At 33.2% G+C, this 17,716-nt stretch carries 11 protein-coding genes and 1 CRISPR repeat array; of the genes, 5 read left to right on the top strand and 6 right to left on the bottom strand.

What is annotated here, in order from left to right:
* Positions 1 to 234: 234 nt before the first annotated feature.
* Together ade and tilS are read right to left on the bottom strand one after the other, a co-directional pair.
* Positions 235 to 1,857 (bottom strand): adenine deaminase, encoded by a 1,623-nt coding sequence (ade, locus tag ACGLWY_RS16850; protein WP_396620845.1) that lies wholly within the window; start codon positions 1,855 to 1,857, stop codon positions 235 to 237.
* Between the two features lie 188 nt (positions 1,858 to 2,045).
* Positions 2,046 to 3,359, bottom strand: a complete 1,314-nt coding sequence (gene tilS / locus ACGLWY_RS16855) for a tRNA lysidine(34) synthetase TilS (protein WP_396620846.1) — start codon at positions 3,357 to 3,359, stop codon at positions 2,046 to 2,048.
* A gap of 156 nt (positions 3,360 to 3,515) precedes the next feature.
* On the opposite strand from tilS, the gene ACGLWY_RS16860 reads away from it, so the two are divergent.
* Positions 3,516 to 4,208 carry a hypothetical protein gene (locus ACGLWY_RS16860; RefSeq protein ID WP_396620847.1) on the top strand — a complete coding sequence of 231 codons (693 nt, stop codon included), beginning with the start codon at positions 3,516 to 3,518 and terminating at the stop codon, positions 4,206 to 4,208.
* On the opposite strand, the gene pabB is transcribed toward ACGLWY_RS16860, so the two are convergent.
* The gene (pabB, locus tag ACGLWY_RS16865; RefSeq protein ID WP_396620848.1) at positions 4,205 to 5,497 is read right to left on the bottom strand and encodes an aminodeoxychorismate synthase component I; all 1,293 of its coding nucleotides are present in this window, start codon (positions 5,495 to 5,497) and stop codon (positions 4,205 to 4,207) included. The genes ACGLWY_RS16860 and pabB overlap by 4 nt on opposite strands.
* 245 nt (positions 5,498 to 5,742) lie before the next feature.
* On the opposite strand from pabB, the gene ACGLWY_RS16870 reads away from it, so the two are divergent.
* From ACGLWY_RS16870 to cas2, 4 genes are all read left to right on the top strand, one after another.
* A complete protein-coding gene (locus ACGLWY_RS16870) occupies positions 5,743 to 6,633 on the top strand; it encodes an aldose 1-epimerase family protein (protein ID WP_396620849.1) in 891 nt (296 codons plus the stop codon).
* Between the two features lie 36 nt (positions 6,634 to 6,669).
* Complete coding sequence (locus ACGLWY_RS16875; protein WP_396620931.1) at positions 6,670 to 8,022, top strand: DEAD/DEAH box helicase; 1,353 nt, start codon at positions 6,670 to 6,672, stop codon at positions 8,020 to 8,022.
* A 202-nt stretch (positions 8,023 to 8,224) separates the two neighbouring features.
* On the top strand, positions 8,225 to 9,109 hold the full coding sequence (gene cas1 / locus ACGLWY_RS16880; RefSeq protein WP_396620850.1) for a type II CRISPR-associated endonuclease Cas1: 885 nt from the start codon (positions 8,225 to 8,227) through the stop codon (positions 9,107 to 9,109).
* Positions 9,100 to 9,429, top strand: a complete 330-nt coding sequence (gene cas2, locus ACGLWY_RS16885) for a CRISPR-associated endonuclease Cas2 (RefSeq protein WP_396620851.1) — start codon at positions 9,100 to 9,102, stop codon at positions 9,427 to 9,429. Before cas1 ends, cas2 begins: the two co-directional genes overlap by 10 nt.
* Positions 9,430 to 9,689: 260 nt before the next feature.
* Here cas2 and ACGLWY_RS16890 read toward each other — a convergent pair whose 3' ends face one another.
* The 3 genes from ACGLWY_RS16890 to ACGLWY_RS16900 form a co-directional block, all read right to left on the bottom strand.
* Positions 9,690 to 10,187 carry a transposase gene (locus ACGLWY_RS16890; protein WP_396620852.1) on the bottom strand — a complete coding sequence of 166 codons (498 nt, stop codon included), beginning with the start codon at positions 10,185 to 10,187 and terminating at the stop codon, positions 9,690 to 9,692.
* A 296-nt stretch (positions 10,188 to 10,483) separates the two neighbouring features.
* A CRISPR array of direct repeats spans positions 10,484 to 11,505; the repeat unit is 37 nt; unit sequence AATATCGTGTTTTCTAATCTTTAATCAAACCACAACT.
* A 148-nt stretch (positions 11,506 to 11,653) separates the two neighbouring features.
* Positions 11,654 to 15,985: a type II CRISPR RNA-guided endonuclease Cas9 gene (cas9, locus tag ACGLWY_RS16895; protein ID WP_396620853.1), complete on the bottom strand. Its 4,332-nt coding sequence runs from the start codon at positions 15,983 to 15,985 to the stop codon at positions 11,654 to 11,656.
* Positions 15,986 to 16,244: 259 nt separating this feature from the next.
* Positions 16,245 to 17,531 carry a serine hydrolase domain-containing protein gene (locus tag ACGLWY_RS16900; RefSeq protein WP_396620854.1) on the bottom strand — a complete coding sequence of 429 codons (1,287 nt, stop codon included), beginning with the start codon at positions 17,529 to 17,531 and terminating at the stop codon, positions 16,245 to 16,247.
* Positions 17,532 to 17,716: the final 185 nt, after the last annotated feature.

Consider the following 17,716-nt stretch of genomic DNA (forward strand, 5'->3'; position numbering starts at 1 on the left):
GGGTTCTGGGTTCTGGGTTCTGGGTTCTGGGTTCTGAAATCGTTAGTCATCAATCGTTAATCGTTAATCGTTAATTGTGAAAGGAATTTCTTTGTCGTCGTTTAAAAAACAGCTATATAATCGTCTAGCAATCTAACTGTCTAACCTTCTAATAATCCAACCATCTAACCTTCTGGCTTCTGGCTTCTGGCTTCTAAATTCTTAATTCCACATTCATAATTCATAATTCATAATTCAATTAATCGTCAAAGAGGTAAATTTAAAATCTGTTCCATTAAAAAGTCCTTTATCACTGAGTTTTAATGATGGAATAACCAACAACGCCATAAACGATAAGGTCATGTATGGTGCATGCAGTGTGCTCCCTAATCGTTTTGCCATGTTATCAAGTGCTGCGTATTGTTTTCCAACGGTTTCTCCGTCTTTGTCACTCATAATACCTGCAACCGGAAGCGCAAGTATATTTTCTTCGGAATTGGAAACCGCACAAATACCACCTTGATGTTCAATGAGTAAATTAACTGCTTTACAAATAGCTTCGTCCGAAACACCAACCGCTATAATATTATGCGAATCATGTCCAACTGAAGACGCAATAGCTCCTTCTTTTAAGCCAAAGTTTTTTATGAATGCCATGGCGGGTTTTTGGTTTTGATATCGGTTAACAACTGTCATTTTTAAAACGTCTTTTTCGATATTTGAAATGATATTTCCATCTTTAATTAAAGCTTCTTCAATGATTTCATTGGTTACTAATTGACCATCTAAAGCTTCAATAGCCCTGATTTTTGATATGGAAGACTCATATCTAAAATCTAAAACGTCCTTTTTATTACAGTTGAAATTATTCAGGTTTTCAAAAGAAACGGGATTGATTAAAGAGTTTCCTTTATCAAATACCAATTCCCCATTTATATAGGTTTGAATGGTTTTGAAGTTTATTAAATCTTCAACAACTATAAAATCCGCAGCATCGCCTACCTGTAGTAAGCCAACATCCAAATTATAGTGTTTCACTGGGTTAACACATGCCATTTGCAGCACTTTAAATACGTCTATACCTTTGGCTACAGCTCTGGCACAAAGCCTGTTAATGTAATCGAGTATTAAATCATCTGGGTGTTTATCGTCACTACAAAACATCATGTTTCCAAAATGATCGAATGCTAAACCGATTAAAGCTTCAAAATTTTTGGCAGCACTACCTTCACGAATGAGGATTTTCATGCCTTTTTGCAACTTTTCCAAAGCTTCATCATAGGTAAAACATTCATGGTCGGTAGTCATACCCGCATGAATGTATTTGGTGATAGTATCGCCTTTTAATCCCGGTGCATGGCCATCCACTGGTTTATTATAATGTTTAGCCCAAGCTATTTTTTTCATCACTTCGGCATCATCAAACAACACACCGGGGTAATTCATCATTTCTGCCAAATACTTGATATCGGGGTTTTCCAAAAGTGTTTTTATAGCATCGGAATCTATAACTGCCCCTGCCGATTCAAAAGTTGTTGCAGGCACACAAGAAGGTGCTCCAAAATGGAACTTAAATGGTACTTTTTTACCATTCCCTATCATAAATTCAACGCCTTCAACACCTAACACATTGGCTATTTCGTGCGGGTCTGAAACTGTTGCTATGGTGCCATGGATTACGGCTAAACGTGCAAATTCACTGGGAACCAACATAGAACTTTCTATATGGATATGTGCATCAACTAAGCCAGGAAGTATATAAACTTCAACATCATGCTGCTTTTCTTCAATAGAAAAAATCTTTTCATTTTTAATAGTGATTTCTCCTTTAAAAATGCGCTTATTTTGGATGTCGACGATGTTGCCTTGTAGTTTCAAATTATGATTTTTAGTTTAGTACATGACAAAAATAGAAAGTGTCACATAGCGCAGTCGAAATACGATTAAAAACAATATTTCCAATGTCTTCGACTGCGCTCAGACTGACATCTGAATATATTTGGATTTTTGTCATGTATAAAGTTTTTTAGTTAATAAGACACTTCGACTGTACTCAATGTGACAAATTATTTCAATTCAACTTTTAAAATGTGCTTTGTAGTATCTGTAATTCGAAATCGGTTATCTGCTCTTTTATTTATAACCCAAACAATGACGTCATTCGAACATAACAACCAGGTATTTTCCTTATCCAACAAAGAAAATTTTTCATCTTTAAAATATTTACTTAGTTTCTTTTTTCCTGTCATTCCTAACGGATAAAACACATCTCCTTTTTCCCATTTTCTAACTGTTAAAGGAAATTTCAATAAATCCTTATCGACATAAACAGCTGTTTTCGAAGTTTCTAAAACTGCATCCACTTCATCAAAAACCAACATTCCAAAAGGGGTTTCAACTATTTTATCTGTTTCTGAAACAGGTATGGTTTGACCATCCTCCTCCTTATGGATTTCACTCAATAACAAACAATCCCTATCCTTTATTAATCGGTGTGTGTTGGTCTTGATTTGCTTTCCGGATTGTGCTTCCAATAAATTAAAGACGTCGTGCCATTCCGTAAATCCGTAGTTCTTTAATAGCTCATATAAATAGGCTTTAGGATGGCTCAGGTTTTTGATTTCCTCAATATTTAATGTAACAGTGTGCCCTTCAATTAATTTGATCACTTTATTAGTAATATCTGAAATTCTATCCTCAATTATAAATTTAGAATCATTTAAAAACGTTTGGGTTTTCGCAAAATTCTGTAAAAGATGAGGGTTTATTTCTTTAAGTATCGGTATCACATCATGACGCAATTTGTTTCTTAAATATTTGGTTGAACTATTACTACTATCTTCCCGCCACTTTAGTTTATATTCCTTAGCATAATTTTCAATATCTTCCCTCGAATAAGGCAACAATGGCCTTACAATGTTATTATTTACCTCAGGAATCCCCAATAAACCATCCAAACCAGTTCCTCTTGATAAATTTATAAAGAATGTTTCAAGATTATCGTCTGCGTGGTGAGCAGTCAAAATATAATCAAATTTAAGTTGCGCTGTAAGTTCTGAAAACCAATGGTATCTTAACGTTCTCGCAGCCATTTGAATACTCAGTTTTTCGTCTTCGGCAAAAGCCTCTGTATCAAAACTTTCAACAAAAGCTTCTAATTCCAAATCGTCTGCCAGTTGCAATACAAAGTCTTCATCAGCATCACTTTCTTTTCCCCGTAAATTAAAATTGCAATGGGCTAGAGCAATATTTAAGCCTGTTTTATAACATAAATGCGTTAAAACCACGCTATCAATTCCTCCAGAAATAGCAAGAAGCAACGCACTATTTTTTAAAAATGGAAGTTTGGAATCTATATGGTCTTGAAAGGTCTTTATCATATTTCAAAGTTAAGGTTTATTTTAATCTTGCAAAGAAGCAAAAGCACAAAGTTTAACTGCTTACAAATTTTGAGGCCCTAAGTTAAAACTGATTTTCATCATCATATATTCTACAGAATTTTGTAAATTTAGAAACACATATTTAATTCAGGCGTTATGAGTTCAATAGAAAAATTAAACGAAAAAGCAACTCAGACTGCTTTTAACAAAAAAGTGGTTTCTGCTTCACAACAATTACACCCTTACGTTAAACATAGACTTTATATTGCAGAGTCTACAGGTATTATTCCTAAAAAAATGTATGCCTCAAACGGTATTATAGACGAATGTGTCGCTAAGTTTTACGAAAAAGGTTATGATATTGATATTGACACAAATACTTTAAAACTGAAACTTTTTAAAATAGTGGATGCCGACTTGGATGCTATTTTTAAAAGGGAAGCGTTTCATAAAAACACGATAAGCACGAACTCAATTTTAGTAGAAGAACTGGATGCCTTAGAAGAAAATTATACCATTGACGATGGTTTCGATTATGTAATGAATGAAGATTTAGATGATATTTCGTATCAGCAAAACGGGCATTCCAAGCATTTGTTTTTATATGATGATGACAGTAACTCTGTTTTAAATGCACTTGATACCAACGCCATTTCTTTAAACAATCATAAAAAAACCTTAGGCAATTTATACAGTTGGCTACCACTAAACGTGTCGAATATTGTAGATTTATTTGTTTTTGGGAAACTCAGCTTTGAAGAAATTTCAAAAATTAAATCAATAGAAACCAAGAGAATTGTGCTTATTTTTGATGAAATTAAAAAGAATTTCAACAACCACATCGATTAGTTTTCCAAGACCTCACGCATGGCCTTGGCCTTGACTAAACATTCTTCGTATTCTTTTAGCGGGTCGCTTTTTGATGTGATGGCACCTCCAACAGAATAAGACACGTATTTTTTGGTTTCATTATATAAAATACTCCTTATAACCACATTGAAATCGAAGTCGCCCGTTGGTGAAAAATATCCCACTGAGCCTGAGTAAAGCCCCCGTTTGGTTTCCTCCAATGCTTCAATAATTTTCATTGCCGAAATTTTTGGAGCACCCGTCATACTTCCCATAGGGAATGTACTTTTTATAACATCTATGGCGTGGGTTGTAGGTTCTATTTTAGACTTTACAGTCGATATCATTTGGTGTACTTGATCGAAGGTATAAATTTTGCATAGTTCTTCTACCTCCACACTGCCTTTAATGGCGGTTTTAGATAAATCGTTACGTACCAAATCGACAATCATGATGTTTTCACTGCGTTCCTTTTCGTTGTCCAACAACTCCTGTTTTAGCTGTTTGTCCTCTTCAATATTCTCGGAACGTTTGGCTGTTCCTTTTATGGGCTGGGAAACGATGGTGTTGTCTTGCTTTTTTAAATAGCGCTCCGGTGATGCCGATAGCAAATATTTGTCATTAATCTTTAAAAAACTGGCAAACGGCGGATTCGAAATCGTATTAAGCTTATTATAGGTTTCCAAAGGGTTTATTTCCGTATTTTCGGCATAAAATTCCTGACAAAAATTGGCTTCATAAATATCACCCCGATGGATGTGGGCCAACATGGCGTATATCTTTTCGAAGTAATCGTCTTTGTGAATGCGAAGCTTTATTTTAATAGGATTGTTGATTTGTTGATTTGTGGATGCGTTCATTTGTTGAATCGCCTTCAAATCACTTTCAAATTCGTCGTCCACCATATTTAAATACTGCATTTCAACTTGATTTCCTTTAAAAAAGAATAGCTTTTTAGGTTGAAAGAAGTATAAATCCGGGAATTGCAAGCCATCAAAATTATTTGATTTTAAGTCTTCAACTGCATTTTTTAAATCATACGTCAAATAACCAAAAATCCAATCGTTTGCATGGGTTTGGTATTCTTTTAACTTCTCAAAAGCTTCATGGTAATCGGTTTGAATGCTTGTAAAGGCATCAACTGTCAAAACCGCATCGTAGTTGGAATAGTTCTGTTCGTAATTATTGGAATCCAACCAAACAACATCATCAAACTGTTGTGCCCAATGCAATAATTGCTGCTTAAATAATGGGATGTTTTCAACCGTATGGGCGTATTTTGTTCTCAATTCTAAAATTTAAGCTGTAAAGTTAGTTAGATTCCTTAGAAACTGTTTAAATTTTATCTAAAAGCCATTTTTTGTTTCTTTTTGACCTATATTTCGTCGTTGAATTTTTTTCTAATAGCTCTGCTGTTAAAAAAAAAATCCGCCTCATCTGACCCAAAAATAATTCAAAAAAGCATCAATAAATAAAACTTAAACAGTTCCTTAAAAAAGTACAAGTTTTGTACATTAGTTTAAATTTCATTCACATGGTAACATTAGAAAACAAGCAACTTAAAATAGCAGTAAAAAAAATAGGTGCCGAATTGTGCAAAATCACTTCCGTAAAAAACAACACGGAGTTTATGTGGGACGCCGACCCAGCCGTTTGGGGAAGTTTTGCCCCTAACCTATTCCCCATCATCGGTGCATTAAAAAATGACACTTATATTTTTGAAAATCAAGCATACAAACTACCAAAACATGGCATCGTTAGAAATAACAACGCCGTTATTTTACACCAACAAACTTCCGATAGTCTCAGCTTTAAATTAAGTTACAGTGATGACTCTTTAAAAAATTATCCATTTAAGTTTGAGTTTTACATCACTTATAAGCTGGTTGACAACCGTATTGACGTCATTCATACCGTAAAAAACTTAGATGATAAACCCCTATACTTTTCAGTTGGTGGGCATCCTGCTTTTAAATGTCCTGTGTTTGAAAATGAACAGTATGAAGATTATTTCTTAGAATTTGAACATGCCGAAACTTCAAAAACCCATCTTATTAATATGGCAAACGGACTCATTTCAGCTGAAACAAAACCTGTTTTTAATCATTCAAACAAACTACCATTAACCCACGATTTGTTTAATGAAGACGCCCTTATTTTTAAAGATTTGAAATCTAAAAAAGTTGCTTTAAAAAGTAAAACACATGGTGAAGTACTATCGGTTAGTTATAATGATTTTCCCTATTTGGGTATTTGGGCAAAACCAACAGGCGATTATGTTTGTATAGAACCGTGGTTAGGAATTGCCGATAATGATACTACCGATCAAGACTTAAAAACCAAGGAAGGGATTTTAAAACTAAGTGTTGGCAACAGTTTTAAAGCTAGTTACACCATTGAAATACACAACAGTTTGCTTCAATGAATAATAAACGTAACTTTGCCAGTTAAACAGCGCACCGTGACTTTTGAAGATTTAAATTTAAATACCCCTATATATAACGCCTTAACCGATTTAGGCTTTACAACCCCAACACCCATACAAGCCGAGGCTTTTAACGTGGTTTGTTCTGGAACCGACATTGTTGGTATTGCACAAACAGGTACTGGTAAAACCTTTGCTTACATGTTGCCTATTTTAAAACATTTAAAATTTTCAACCCAAGAAAACCCACGCATTTTGGTTTTAGTACCCACCCGAGAATTAGTCGTGCAAGTGGTTAACGATATTGAGAATCTTGCAAAATACATGAACACCCGTGTGTTAGGCGTTTATGGTGGCACCAACATCAATACCCAAAAACAAGCCATCGCTCAAGGTGTAGATATTTTGGTAGCAACTCCTGGTAGGTTGTATGATTTGGCTTTAAGCCGTGTGTTACAATTAAAATCGATACAAAAATTGGTGATTGATGAAGTAGATGTGATGCTCGATTTAGGATTTAGGCACCAATTGATTAATATTTTCGATTTATTGCCTGAGAAACGTCAAAACATCATGTTTTCGGCAACCATGACAGAAGATGTTGATGTGATAATTAACGATTTCTTTAAAAGTCCGGAGCGTGTTTCTATAGCCGTTTCGGGTACGCCCCTTGATAATATTATACAATCTCGCTATAATGTACCTAATTTTTATACGAAAGTCAATTTACTTAAACACTTATTAATAGATTCTGAAATCTTTACTAAGGTTTTAATATTTGTTTCTAATAAAAGAATGGCAGACCGTTTATTTGAAAAATTAGACGAGCTATTCCATGATGAATTGTGCGTAATACACTCCAACAAAACACAAAATTACCGTTTGCGTAGTATTGAGCAATTCAGAAATGGTGATAACCGCATATTGGTAGCTACCGACGTGATGGCACGTGGTTTGGATATTGATAACGTATCCCATGTCATCAATTTTGACACCCCAGATTACCCCGAAAACTACATGCACCGCATAGGTAGAACGGGTAGAGCCGAACGCGAAGGCACGGCTATTTTACTTTCTACGGAAAGCGAACAAGAGGCAGTTACAAAGATTGAAGACTTAATGAACATGAGCATTTTGTTAGTGGATTTCCCTGAAGCTGTTGAAGTATCTACCGAACTCATTGAAGAAGAACGCCCACAAATAAAGGAACATTACAACCCCATAAAACGCAATGATGCAGATGCACCGGGTCCTGCGTTTCATGAGAAATCTGAAAAAAACTCAAAAGAAAATTTAGGTGGTTCGTACAAATTTAAAATTGCTGCTAAATACAAAAAGCCTAAAACCCGGGGTGATAAGAATTATAATAAGCGGCATAAGAAGAAGTAAATAGCTTGAGCTTGTCCTATATATCCAATATATCCAGGGTACAACAAACCTTTATATGTATTTGTAACGGCGTCATATGCTGACTTCAAAACCCATTAATTACGCTTGTAAAAAGTTTCTTTATCGTTTATTTTTAGCTTTTTAAAGATTAAACTCACATAAATCATTGTTTTTGAATACTTTGTATATGTAAAGTTAACATATGCTAAAAAAGTCTATTCTTATAGAAAATAAATGTAAAGTTACTTCCAAAAACTTACAACTTCAGATTTCGACAAATGAACGGGAGGCTAGCATTCCTATAGAAGACATTGGATTTGTAGTTATTGACAATCCTGAAGTCTATATAAGCATAACCACCTTAAACTTACTAGTTGAAAATAATACAGCATTAATCATCTGCAATAATTCGCATTTGCCTAATGGCATGTTTTTAAATCTTAATAGCCATCACATACAGCAAGAATTATTCAAAAACCAAATAAATGCAAGTGTTCCTTTAAAAAAACAATTATGGCAACAAACCATTGTTGAAAAAATTACAAATCAAGGTATATTATTAAAAAAGGTAACACAAAGCAATAATAACTTAGAATTTATAGCCAGTAAAGTATTAAGCGGAGACACCTCTAATATGGAAGGCGTCGCAGCCAATTTTTATTGGAAATCGTTTTTTGAAAATGACTTTAAAAGAGAACGCTTTGGCAATTACCCAAATAACTTTTTAAATTACGGATATGCTATTTTAAGAGCCGCTACAGCTAGGGCTTTATCGGGTAGTGGTTTATTAAATACACTAGGTATTCACCACAAAAGTAAGTATAATGCCTTTGCTTTGGCAGATGATATTATGGAACCCTTTAGACCTATTGTAGACGAAGCTGTTTATAATATCATGCAACATTATGATGACCAAGAACTTAATACCGAAATAAAGTCTGTTTTACTGGAAATACTTACCCGAACGGTATATTTTAAGGATGAAAAAAGCCCTTTAATGGTGGCACTTCAAAAAACGGCTAGCTCCCTACAACAATGCTATAGTGGTACACGGAAAAAGATAAAATACCCCAAACTATGGAACTAAATGGTTATAGAATTATGTGGTTATTTGTTTTTTTTGATTTACCAACCGATACGGCAAAAGACCGCAAAAACGCAGCGGGCTTTAGAAAAAACATCATGAAAGATGGGTTTAGTATGATGCAATATTCTGTGTATATGCGGCATTGTGCCAGTAGTGAAAGTGCCGATGTACACGAAAAACGCATAAAAAAACTGCTCCCCCCTTTAGGTAAAGTAAGTGTCTTAAGAATAACCGATAAACAATTTGGCAATATTATGAACTTTTGGGGACGTGCCGAAGTACCAAAAGAGCCACAACCCACACAATTGGAACTATTCTAATCTCTTTTATGAAACTTATCTTTATGCCAATTATTAGGATTATTCGAAACATAGAACTCATTTAAAGTTTTTCAATTTGCTAAAAAATTGCTGATTTCAGCTCTGCTTTTGCCTTTTCTTCCTTCCGTAGCTTTTCCAATGCGACAAGCTGGCTCCTTCTCTAAAAAGGTTTACTAAACCTTTTCTTTACGCTCGGCCCTAACTCAAAAAAGCCTTCAACAGAACTAAAACCCCCTAATTTTCACTTAATTTCAAAAACTTTAAATAAGTTCATAATTAAAAATATTGATGTATGCTTTTTCGTCTCTAATGATATGGTCATGAAATGAACGATGCCATGCAAAATCTATAAAGCCAGCTTCATGGATTTTATTAGATGACGTTGTTTTCATGGCACCCATTTGACTGGAAAGGGATTTTATTCTCACATTTTGCGCTTTCACTTTTTGACTATCAATTTCTAAAATTAAATGCAAATGATTGGGCATTACGACATAATTATGAATATCAACATATTGATATTGGCTAATTAACCATTGGATTCTTTCATCAACAATTTTCCCATATTGATTTAATTCAACCTCATATTGGATTTTGGGATGATGATTTTCAGGATAATGATTTCCGGGATAATGATTTTCGGGATGATGCAGGGACAGGTCGCGATCTGTCCCTGCGGGAATCACACGCCCCAAACAACACAAATTATAAATTATCTTTTGAATAATCATACCCAAACATATTCCTTTTTTATTCATAATTACGAATTATATACCCGCACGAACGCCAATTAATACCGTGTTTTGGCGACGCCGAATCTCGTTCCTCGATTTCTAACCTTTAATCAAATCGAAAAAATCGGGAGGTCACTATGGAAACAAAAACTGGTTATTTTTCGATTCACAAACACTCCAATAAAATAAAAATGATGTGTTTGTAAACCACCTCAATAAAAAAAATGCCTCAATCTTGCCTTATCACTGCAAAAAAGAAGCATTTTTTATAACGATACTTCACTTTAATCCTTTGAATATTAGAAGATAACAAGCCAACTAATATCGTGTTTTCTAATCTTTAATCAAACCACAACTACATTTGGCTATCTTCTATACCTTTACGGAATATCGTGTTTTCTAATCTTTAATCAAACCACAACTTACCGCCTTTTATTTTTGCAAGCCTGTTCAATATCGTGTTTTCTAATCTTTAATCAAACCACAACTACAATATACAGCAAAAATCATCTGAGGACAATATCGTGTTTTCTAATCTTTAATCAAACCACAACTATCAAATCAGACCGATTTACAGGGTGCTCAATATCGTGTTTTCTAATCTTTAATCAAACCACAACTACACAAAAATATACAATGATTATGTAGCGAATATCGTGTTTTCTAATCTTTAATCAAACCACAACTAGTAGACAACGAACAATGATACTACAAATAATATCGTGTTTTCTAATCTTTAATCAAACCACAACTAGAAGTGCTTTGCCCGTTGCTATAAGAGAATATCGTGTTTTCTAATCTTTAATCAAACCACAACTTGGTGATGTTCCACCTGTAATGCCCGATGAATATCGTGTTTTCTAATCTTTAATCAAACCACAACCGGGGACAGGCTGTATCGGTTGGAAACATCAATATCGTGTTTTCTAATCTTTAATCAAACCACAACTCTTCGGCACGTTGGTCTTTTTCAACTTGAATATCGTGTTTTCTAATCTTTAATCAAACCACAACTTATATACAAAAACTTACAATAAATCAGTTAATATCGTGTTTTCTAATCTTTAATCAAACCACAACTTTCTATGATGCTTAGCGAGTTTGGTGTTAATATCGTGTTTTCTAATCTTTAATCAAACCACAACTCATTTGCAATTACGGTTTGCGGTGTTGGAATATCGTGTTTTCTAATCTTTAATCAAACCACAACTCATCAACTGCTCCTAAAAACAATACCATGAATATCGTGTTTTCTAATCTTTAATCAAACCACAACCTCATTTGGTCACCATCGATAAACTGCATAATATCGTGTTTTCTAATCTTTAATCAAATTGACCAAAGGGAGATTCACAAACACACCGCCTAAAATGAAAATGTGGTGTTTGTAAACCACCATTAAAATACGAAACCAAAAAATCGGATGATTTCCCGTTGAGGTTTGAGCTGTTTAAGATTAAAAAATGTATGTCAATGAACGTAAATTAAATTTACTTAAAAATAATTTTTCCTGTTGAGGTCATAATAAATTCATAACCCTCAACTAAAACATCTAATTTACTAACTTGTAATCTAACTTGTTCTAAAGGATTTTCAAAATCTACATTATAATATTCTTTAAGTTCACTCGCTTGTTTGGCTTCATAATGAGACCTGAAAGTTAACCTGCCCTGTGCATCAAATTTTGACAGTTTATATAATCGCCTATTTAAATCTCTCACACTTAAATCATAAATTTCTTCAACAGAATCTTTATAGAATAAAACCATCAAACCTTTTTTTAGAATATATTTTAAAGGTAATCCAGTCTTATTATGTGGGTTCTCAACAATATCATATTCTTGGTTAAATTCCCTATTACTTAATTTAAAGTATTGTCCTGCTTCTTTATTATTTATCGATTCAAAAGCTCTTTTCATTTTACCTTTTTTATCTTTACCTTCATAAATGGCTATTCCATAATTTTCATCATTTTGCCCATACACTTTTTGCTTGTGTTCGTGTCTTGATTTTGATAATAAACTATGTTCTTTAATTTCTAATGGATTTTTAACTGAGTTGGCATAAATTCTAACTTTATTGATAGGTACTTGCTTTTCTTCATTCATCCAAACTGTTCCGTCTATTTTATTTTTTTGCTGTGCATTTGATGAAAGTAATAACACTTTATTTGCTACAGCTTCTTTTACTTTTTCTTTTACTGTTTCATCAACAATATTTTCAATATCATTAGCTTTTAGACTTTCTAAATCTTTACGAATTACATATCGAATCTCTTCTGTATTTAAAGGATTTTTAATCGCCCCATAAATACTGTCTTGGTGCAATGAACCTCTTATTGTATCTCCTTGCAGAACCCTTGGTTTTTTTTCTCCTTTTGCGTTTAGTTTATAGATTACTTTTCCGTTAGCATCTTTTTTTGGAATTGCTTTTCCTTTTGCGTCTCGTTCTATTTCGGCAACGTATTGCTTTTTACCACGAACTCTTATAATTTTTTTGGACTGTTTTTTGACATTATCTGGTGTGTAATGAGAAACCAATATTTCCTCTTCAATTTTCAGCAAATCTTCTTTGAAAGTTTTCCATGGTTTAGCCTGTTCAATAATAGCCTTTGCTTCTTTTTTGTTTTGTTCGTCTTCCAATCTCCACGCATGAGCCAAAACATCATATTTGTCTTTGGTCATACAAGCAATGGTTATGGCATCTATCGTATGATGGGTATGTTTACTTCTATCTTTCTCTTTATACTGTTTAAATCCGTTTTCGTCTATATAGGATTCTTGAATTCCCCATTGTTTCCTAAATTCTGCCACCATACCTCCTTTTACGCTTTCCACTCTCTTAAAATAAGATTTTAAATAAGCTTGTGCATATTTGGTAATAATTCCAGTGTCTGGGATTTGACTGTTTTTAAAACCTACTTTTGGTTCCTCCCAAATAAAACGGTCATATTTTCCTTGAAGATAATTTCGTTTTAATGTTAAATAATGTCTTCTTCTTATTTTTCTATCTTTTAGTTCTTTTGTTGTAGCTGCTTTTATGGAACGGCTTATAATTTCAATTTCTCTCGATAAATTATCTGCTTCTTCATTCCAGTGGGCAATTCTTGGTAAAATCTCAAAATGATTACTTAATTCAAATGGCATTTTTTGCTTTTTTATATCTCTATTAAAACGTTGACTACATAAAGTTTTATTCATTTGAGAATTATCCTGAGAAATACTTCTTGGAATAGTGTGTTCAATATCATAAGCAGGATTACTACCTATAAAATCACAAATGCTAATGTTTTTACCTTGTTCATATATTTCACATTTGTTTTGTTCAACCCAAAGTTGGTATCTTAAAATATCATCTTCTGTTGGTTCTACTTCTTTTTTACATTCTTCGAAATAGAGTTTCTTAATTTTTTTAATAGCATCTTCTCTGAATTTTTTATTCTCATTTTGATAATCTTGAATTCCTTTTCTTCTGTTGGCATCGTTCAACTCACGCGCCATTTCTATATGAATTCGGGTAGTTTCATCAACATGACCTTCAAGAATAAGTGTATTTAAAACTTTTCTTAATTGATGTAAGGCACGCATTGCCATTGGATTTTTAATTGAAGATGTCAAAGGACTTCCTAAAACCACTTTTTCATTTCCAAAATCATCTTTAATGATTTTCTTCTTGAAAATCTCTATATCCGATGGATGATATAGTTTTTTTAATTGTTTTGGGTTACTACAAAAAACCTCTCCGTCCTGATTTTCTCCTTTAAGAAATTCCAAAACTTTTTCATCTAATCTTTTTATTTTAATGAATTCATACTTCTTCAATTGATCAATAAAAATCAGAAATAAATCATTAAGGATTTTTTGTTGCTCTTGCTTGTTTTCTATTTTATTAGAATTATAGAAATCAACTAGCTTATCCTTTAAATCAGTTTCAAAATGTTGTTCTGCTTCTTTTGAATAATATACTTTATTTCCATCTTCATTTTCAGTTTTATACTCTTTAATTAGTTCATTAATTAATTCTAATAATTCTTTTTCAAAAGTATAATTCCCTATAATTTCTGCAATTTTAGTTTGAATGTAATTTCGTTGTTCGATATCTTTCCAAATAGTCTCATCAACAATATTTTCAATGTTTGCCATAAAAACAGCATGAGAATAAAGCAATCCTTCTTTAATGTAAGGCAGAATTTTGGTAATTGCTGATAAACTTAAATTGGCGAAATCCTTTTTCAATTTGATTTTACTAAATGATTTTGCATTTTTATCATTCAAACCTAACTTGTCTTTGGCATATTCATACAAATAAACATCTGAGGTAGCAACTGAGAGTAAATGCCATAAATCTTTGTAATCAACTACTTTAGTTACTTTTTCTTGTTTAGAATTTAAAGTTTTGTATGTGAACGTTTTTGCTTTCCAGTCTTCTCCAATAGAATTTTTCAACGAAGCGGAAACTTGACAAGCAGAAACTGTATCAGTTGGTTTGTAATTGAACCAATAAAAGCAGTCTTTTTTTTTAGAAGATTTGTAAAAACCAACACTTGCTCCTTTCTCAACTAGCTCTTTGGCTAAGACTTCAAAATTAAAATCATTTTTTCTGTAGAATTTTGGAATCAATTTTAATTTTTCTTCATGAGTTAAAAAACGTAAAATTTTCTCACTTTGAGTTCCTATTTTTATGGTATTCAAATATGCCCACATCCTGTATTCCTCAAAATCGGGATGAGAAACTGCGCAACGAGATTTATTTTTTTCAAAAGAACATTTTCCAATCAATCCCTTTTGGGATTTTAATGGTCTTTGAAAGAAAATGGCTTTATATAAATCTTTGGCTAAACCTGTAAATCTCTTTTCAGGTAATTTTTCATTTTCACTAATTCCTTCTATTCCTTGTGTTTTGCAAATTATAATAAACTCCTCCAAATAGTGTTCTTCTCTTGAAGTATATTGATTTCTAATTTTTCCTTTGTTATATATGCTATAAAAGTATTGACCAAGTGTTTTAAAATTTCCATCAAGCATAGCTTGTGAAATTTCTTTAATTTTCCCTTTTACCTTCCCTAAATCTTCTTTCTTATTTAATCGAACAATAAGTTCTTCTTTACATTTTACAATATCATTTTCATTCTTTTTGGTTATAGCAACCAAAGAATTGTAAAGTGTTTTTAATTTCTTTTCTCCTTCATCCAAATCTTTTTTAAAACCTCCTTTTTCAGCTTCATCAATAATTCCAAGATTTAGAAAATAATCCTTCAACTCATTTAAAATTAAACTTGCATCATCTAAATCTTCAATTAAAGATTGCATTTGAGGGTTATGTTCGTCAAAAACACCTTCGGCTGATTGATCTAGTCTATTACTTAAAAAACCTCGTCTTTGAGCAATGTGATACAAAGCCCGTCCAAGCTCAAATAAAGTTGTTTTTTGTTTGCTTGTTATGTCTCTAAAAAAATAAGGATTTATATTCTCATCGTCACTAGTTCGTAACCATTTCAAAAATTCAGGATTCAGCGGATATTTTTTAAATCCTGATTTTTTCCACTCTTCTACTTCATCTATTGATAATGGACACATACCATTAAGAGAAAGAACTTTCAGAGTTTCGTATTTTCGTAACTTTCTACGGTATTTAATTTTTCTTGCACTTCTATATCCAGTTCTTTCAGCTGCACGAGAACTTTCAATTCCTTTTTCAGACTTCACACCTTCTGAAAATATTCTAACACCTTTATCAACAAGTGAAAAATTATTTCCTTCCTTATCTACAACAGCCCACCCAATACTGTTCGTTCCTAAATCCAATCCTAAAATTCTTGCCATTACTATATGTATTTTAATCAATTTTTAAAAGTAAGAAAAAGAAAATCAACGTTTTTATGGAAATCCGTAAACCCATCAAAAAAAGTTTATCTATATTTGCTACAGATTAAACTTTCTAATCTTTAATCTTGTCACAATAAGGCTATATGCCGTAGATGAAAATCTTTAGTCCTGCTTCGGTGGGACTTTTTTATTTGGAAAATTCATATTCGTATCTTACGGCTCTTTTAAAGAGATTCCTGCCTTCGCAGGAATATATTTAATCCGCAATAGCCGCATTTACCAATAACCTAAACTTTCCACCAGTATCATCATTTACTTTTTGGGTTTGCTTTAAAAGGATGCCAATAAGGTCTTCTTTAGGGTCAGCAAAATATTGGGTGTTAAAATAACCGCCCCATTCAAATGTACCTTCACTACCGTTACCTCCTAAATCATGTTTTTTGGCATCTACAAGTCCAAATGCTAACCCATGAACCGCAGGTATCTCTTCAGAAATGTACGGTATTTGGTTGGTTAAAATAGTTTCTACGGTGGTTCTGCTTAAAAGTCTAACACCATTAAGTTCGCCTTGGTTTAAATACATTTCTAAAAAAGTAGCATAATCTTTTGCGGTACTTGTAAGGCCGGCGCCACCTGAGAAAAATTGTTTGGCACCTGTTTTTGGGTAATCGGTATCGTAAAACGTCACTGGATATTTTACCCATTTATCATTTTCTTTGGTTTGAACGGTTACCAATCGGTTGTATTTAGACTCTGGAAGATAAAATTGGGTATCGTTCATTCCCAAAGGGTCAAAAATGCGGGTTTTCAAAAACACATCAAAAGGCATTCCTGAAACCACTTCAACAAAATACCCCAACACATCCAATCCTTCGCTATACGTGAATTTTTCACCAGGGTTATGGTGTAATGGTAGGCTTGCTAACTTTTTAATATTATCGGCAATTTTCACATCTTCGGTAGTAAATAAATCTACAATACCTGCTTTGGCATATATTTTTTTGAAAGTAGGGTCACCATCTATTTGTCCGTAACCAATACCCGAGGTGTGTGTAAGCAGATTTCTAATAGTAATTTGTTTATCGGCTGGTTTGGTGGTGTACGACGAATCTGCTTCATTAAAAGATTCCAACAACTGGGGGTTGGCAAATTCCGGAATGTATTTGGAAATAGGGTCGTCTAGACCAAACTTACCTTCTTCCCAAAGCATCATAACCGCTGTAGACGTAATGGCTTTAGATTGCGATGCGATTCTAAAAATATGATCTAATTGCAAGGCTTCTTGCGAGGCATTATTTGCCATACCAAAAGCTTTATGGTAAACAATTTTTCCGTGTCTGGCGATTAACGCTACGGCACCGGGTATTTTATGGTCTTTAATAGCGTTTGTTAGCAAGGTGTCGATACGGTTAAGCCTTTCTTGGGAGATTCCAGTGGTGCTGGCAGAAACTTCTGGAAGTATTTCTTCTTTAGTTTCAGAATTTTGTTTAAAACAAGCAGTAAACAAAAGCGTGGAAAGAAGAATAACAAATAAATTTTTCATGAGTTTAGTTGATTTTTGAATAATTGAATAGCTAATTTACTTTTTTTATGATAATTTAAATAAATAAAAACAAAAAAAGCACAACGCAAAAAATCCAACATCCAACTCCCAACCCCGCAGTTCCCCGTAGATAAAGTAACCCAATGTTAAAATGCAAAAACCTCCAAAAAATGCAAAAAAATAAC

The sequence above is a fragment of the Mariniflexile sp. HMF6888 genome, assembly GCF_044335535.1.
GTDB lineage: Bacteria > Bacteroidota > Bacteroidia > Flavobacteriales > Flavobacteriaceae > Mariniflexile.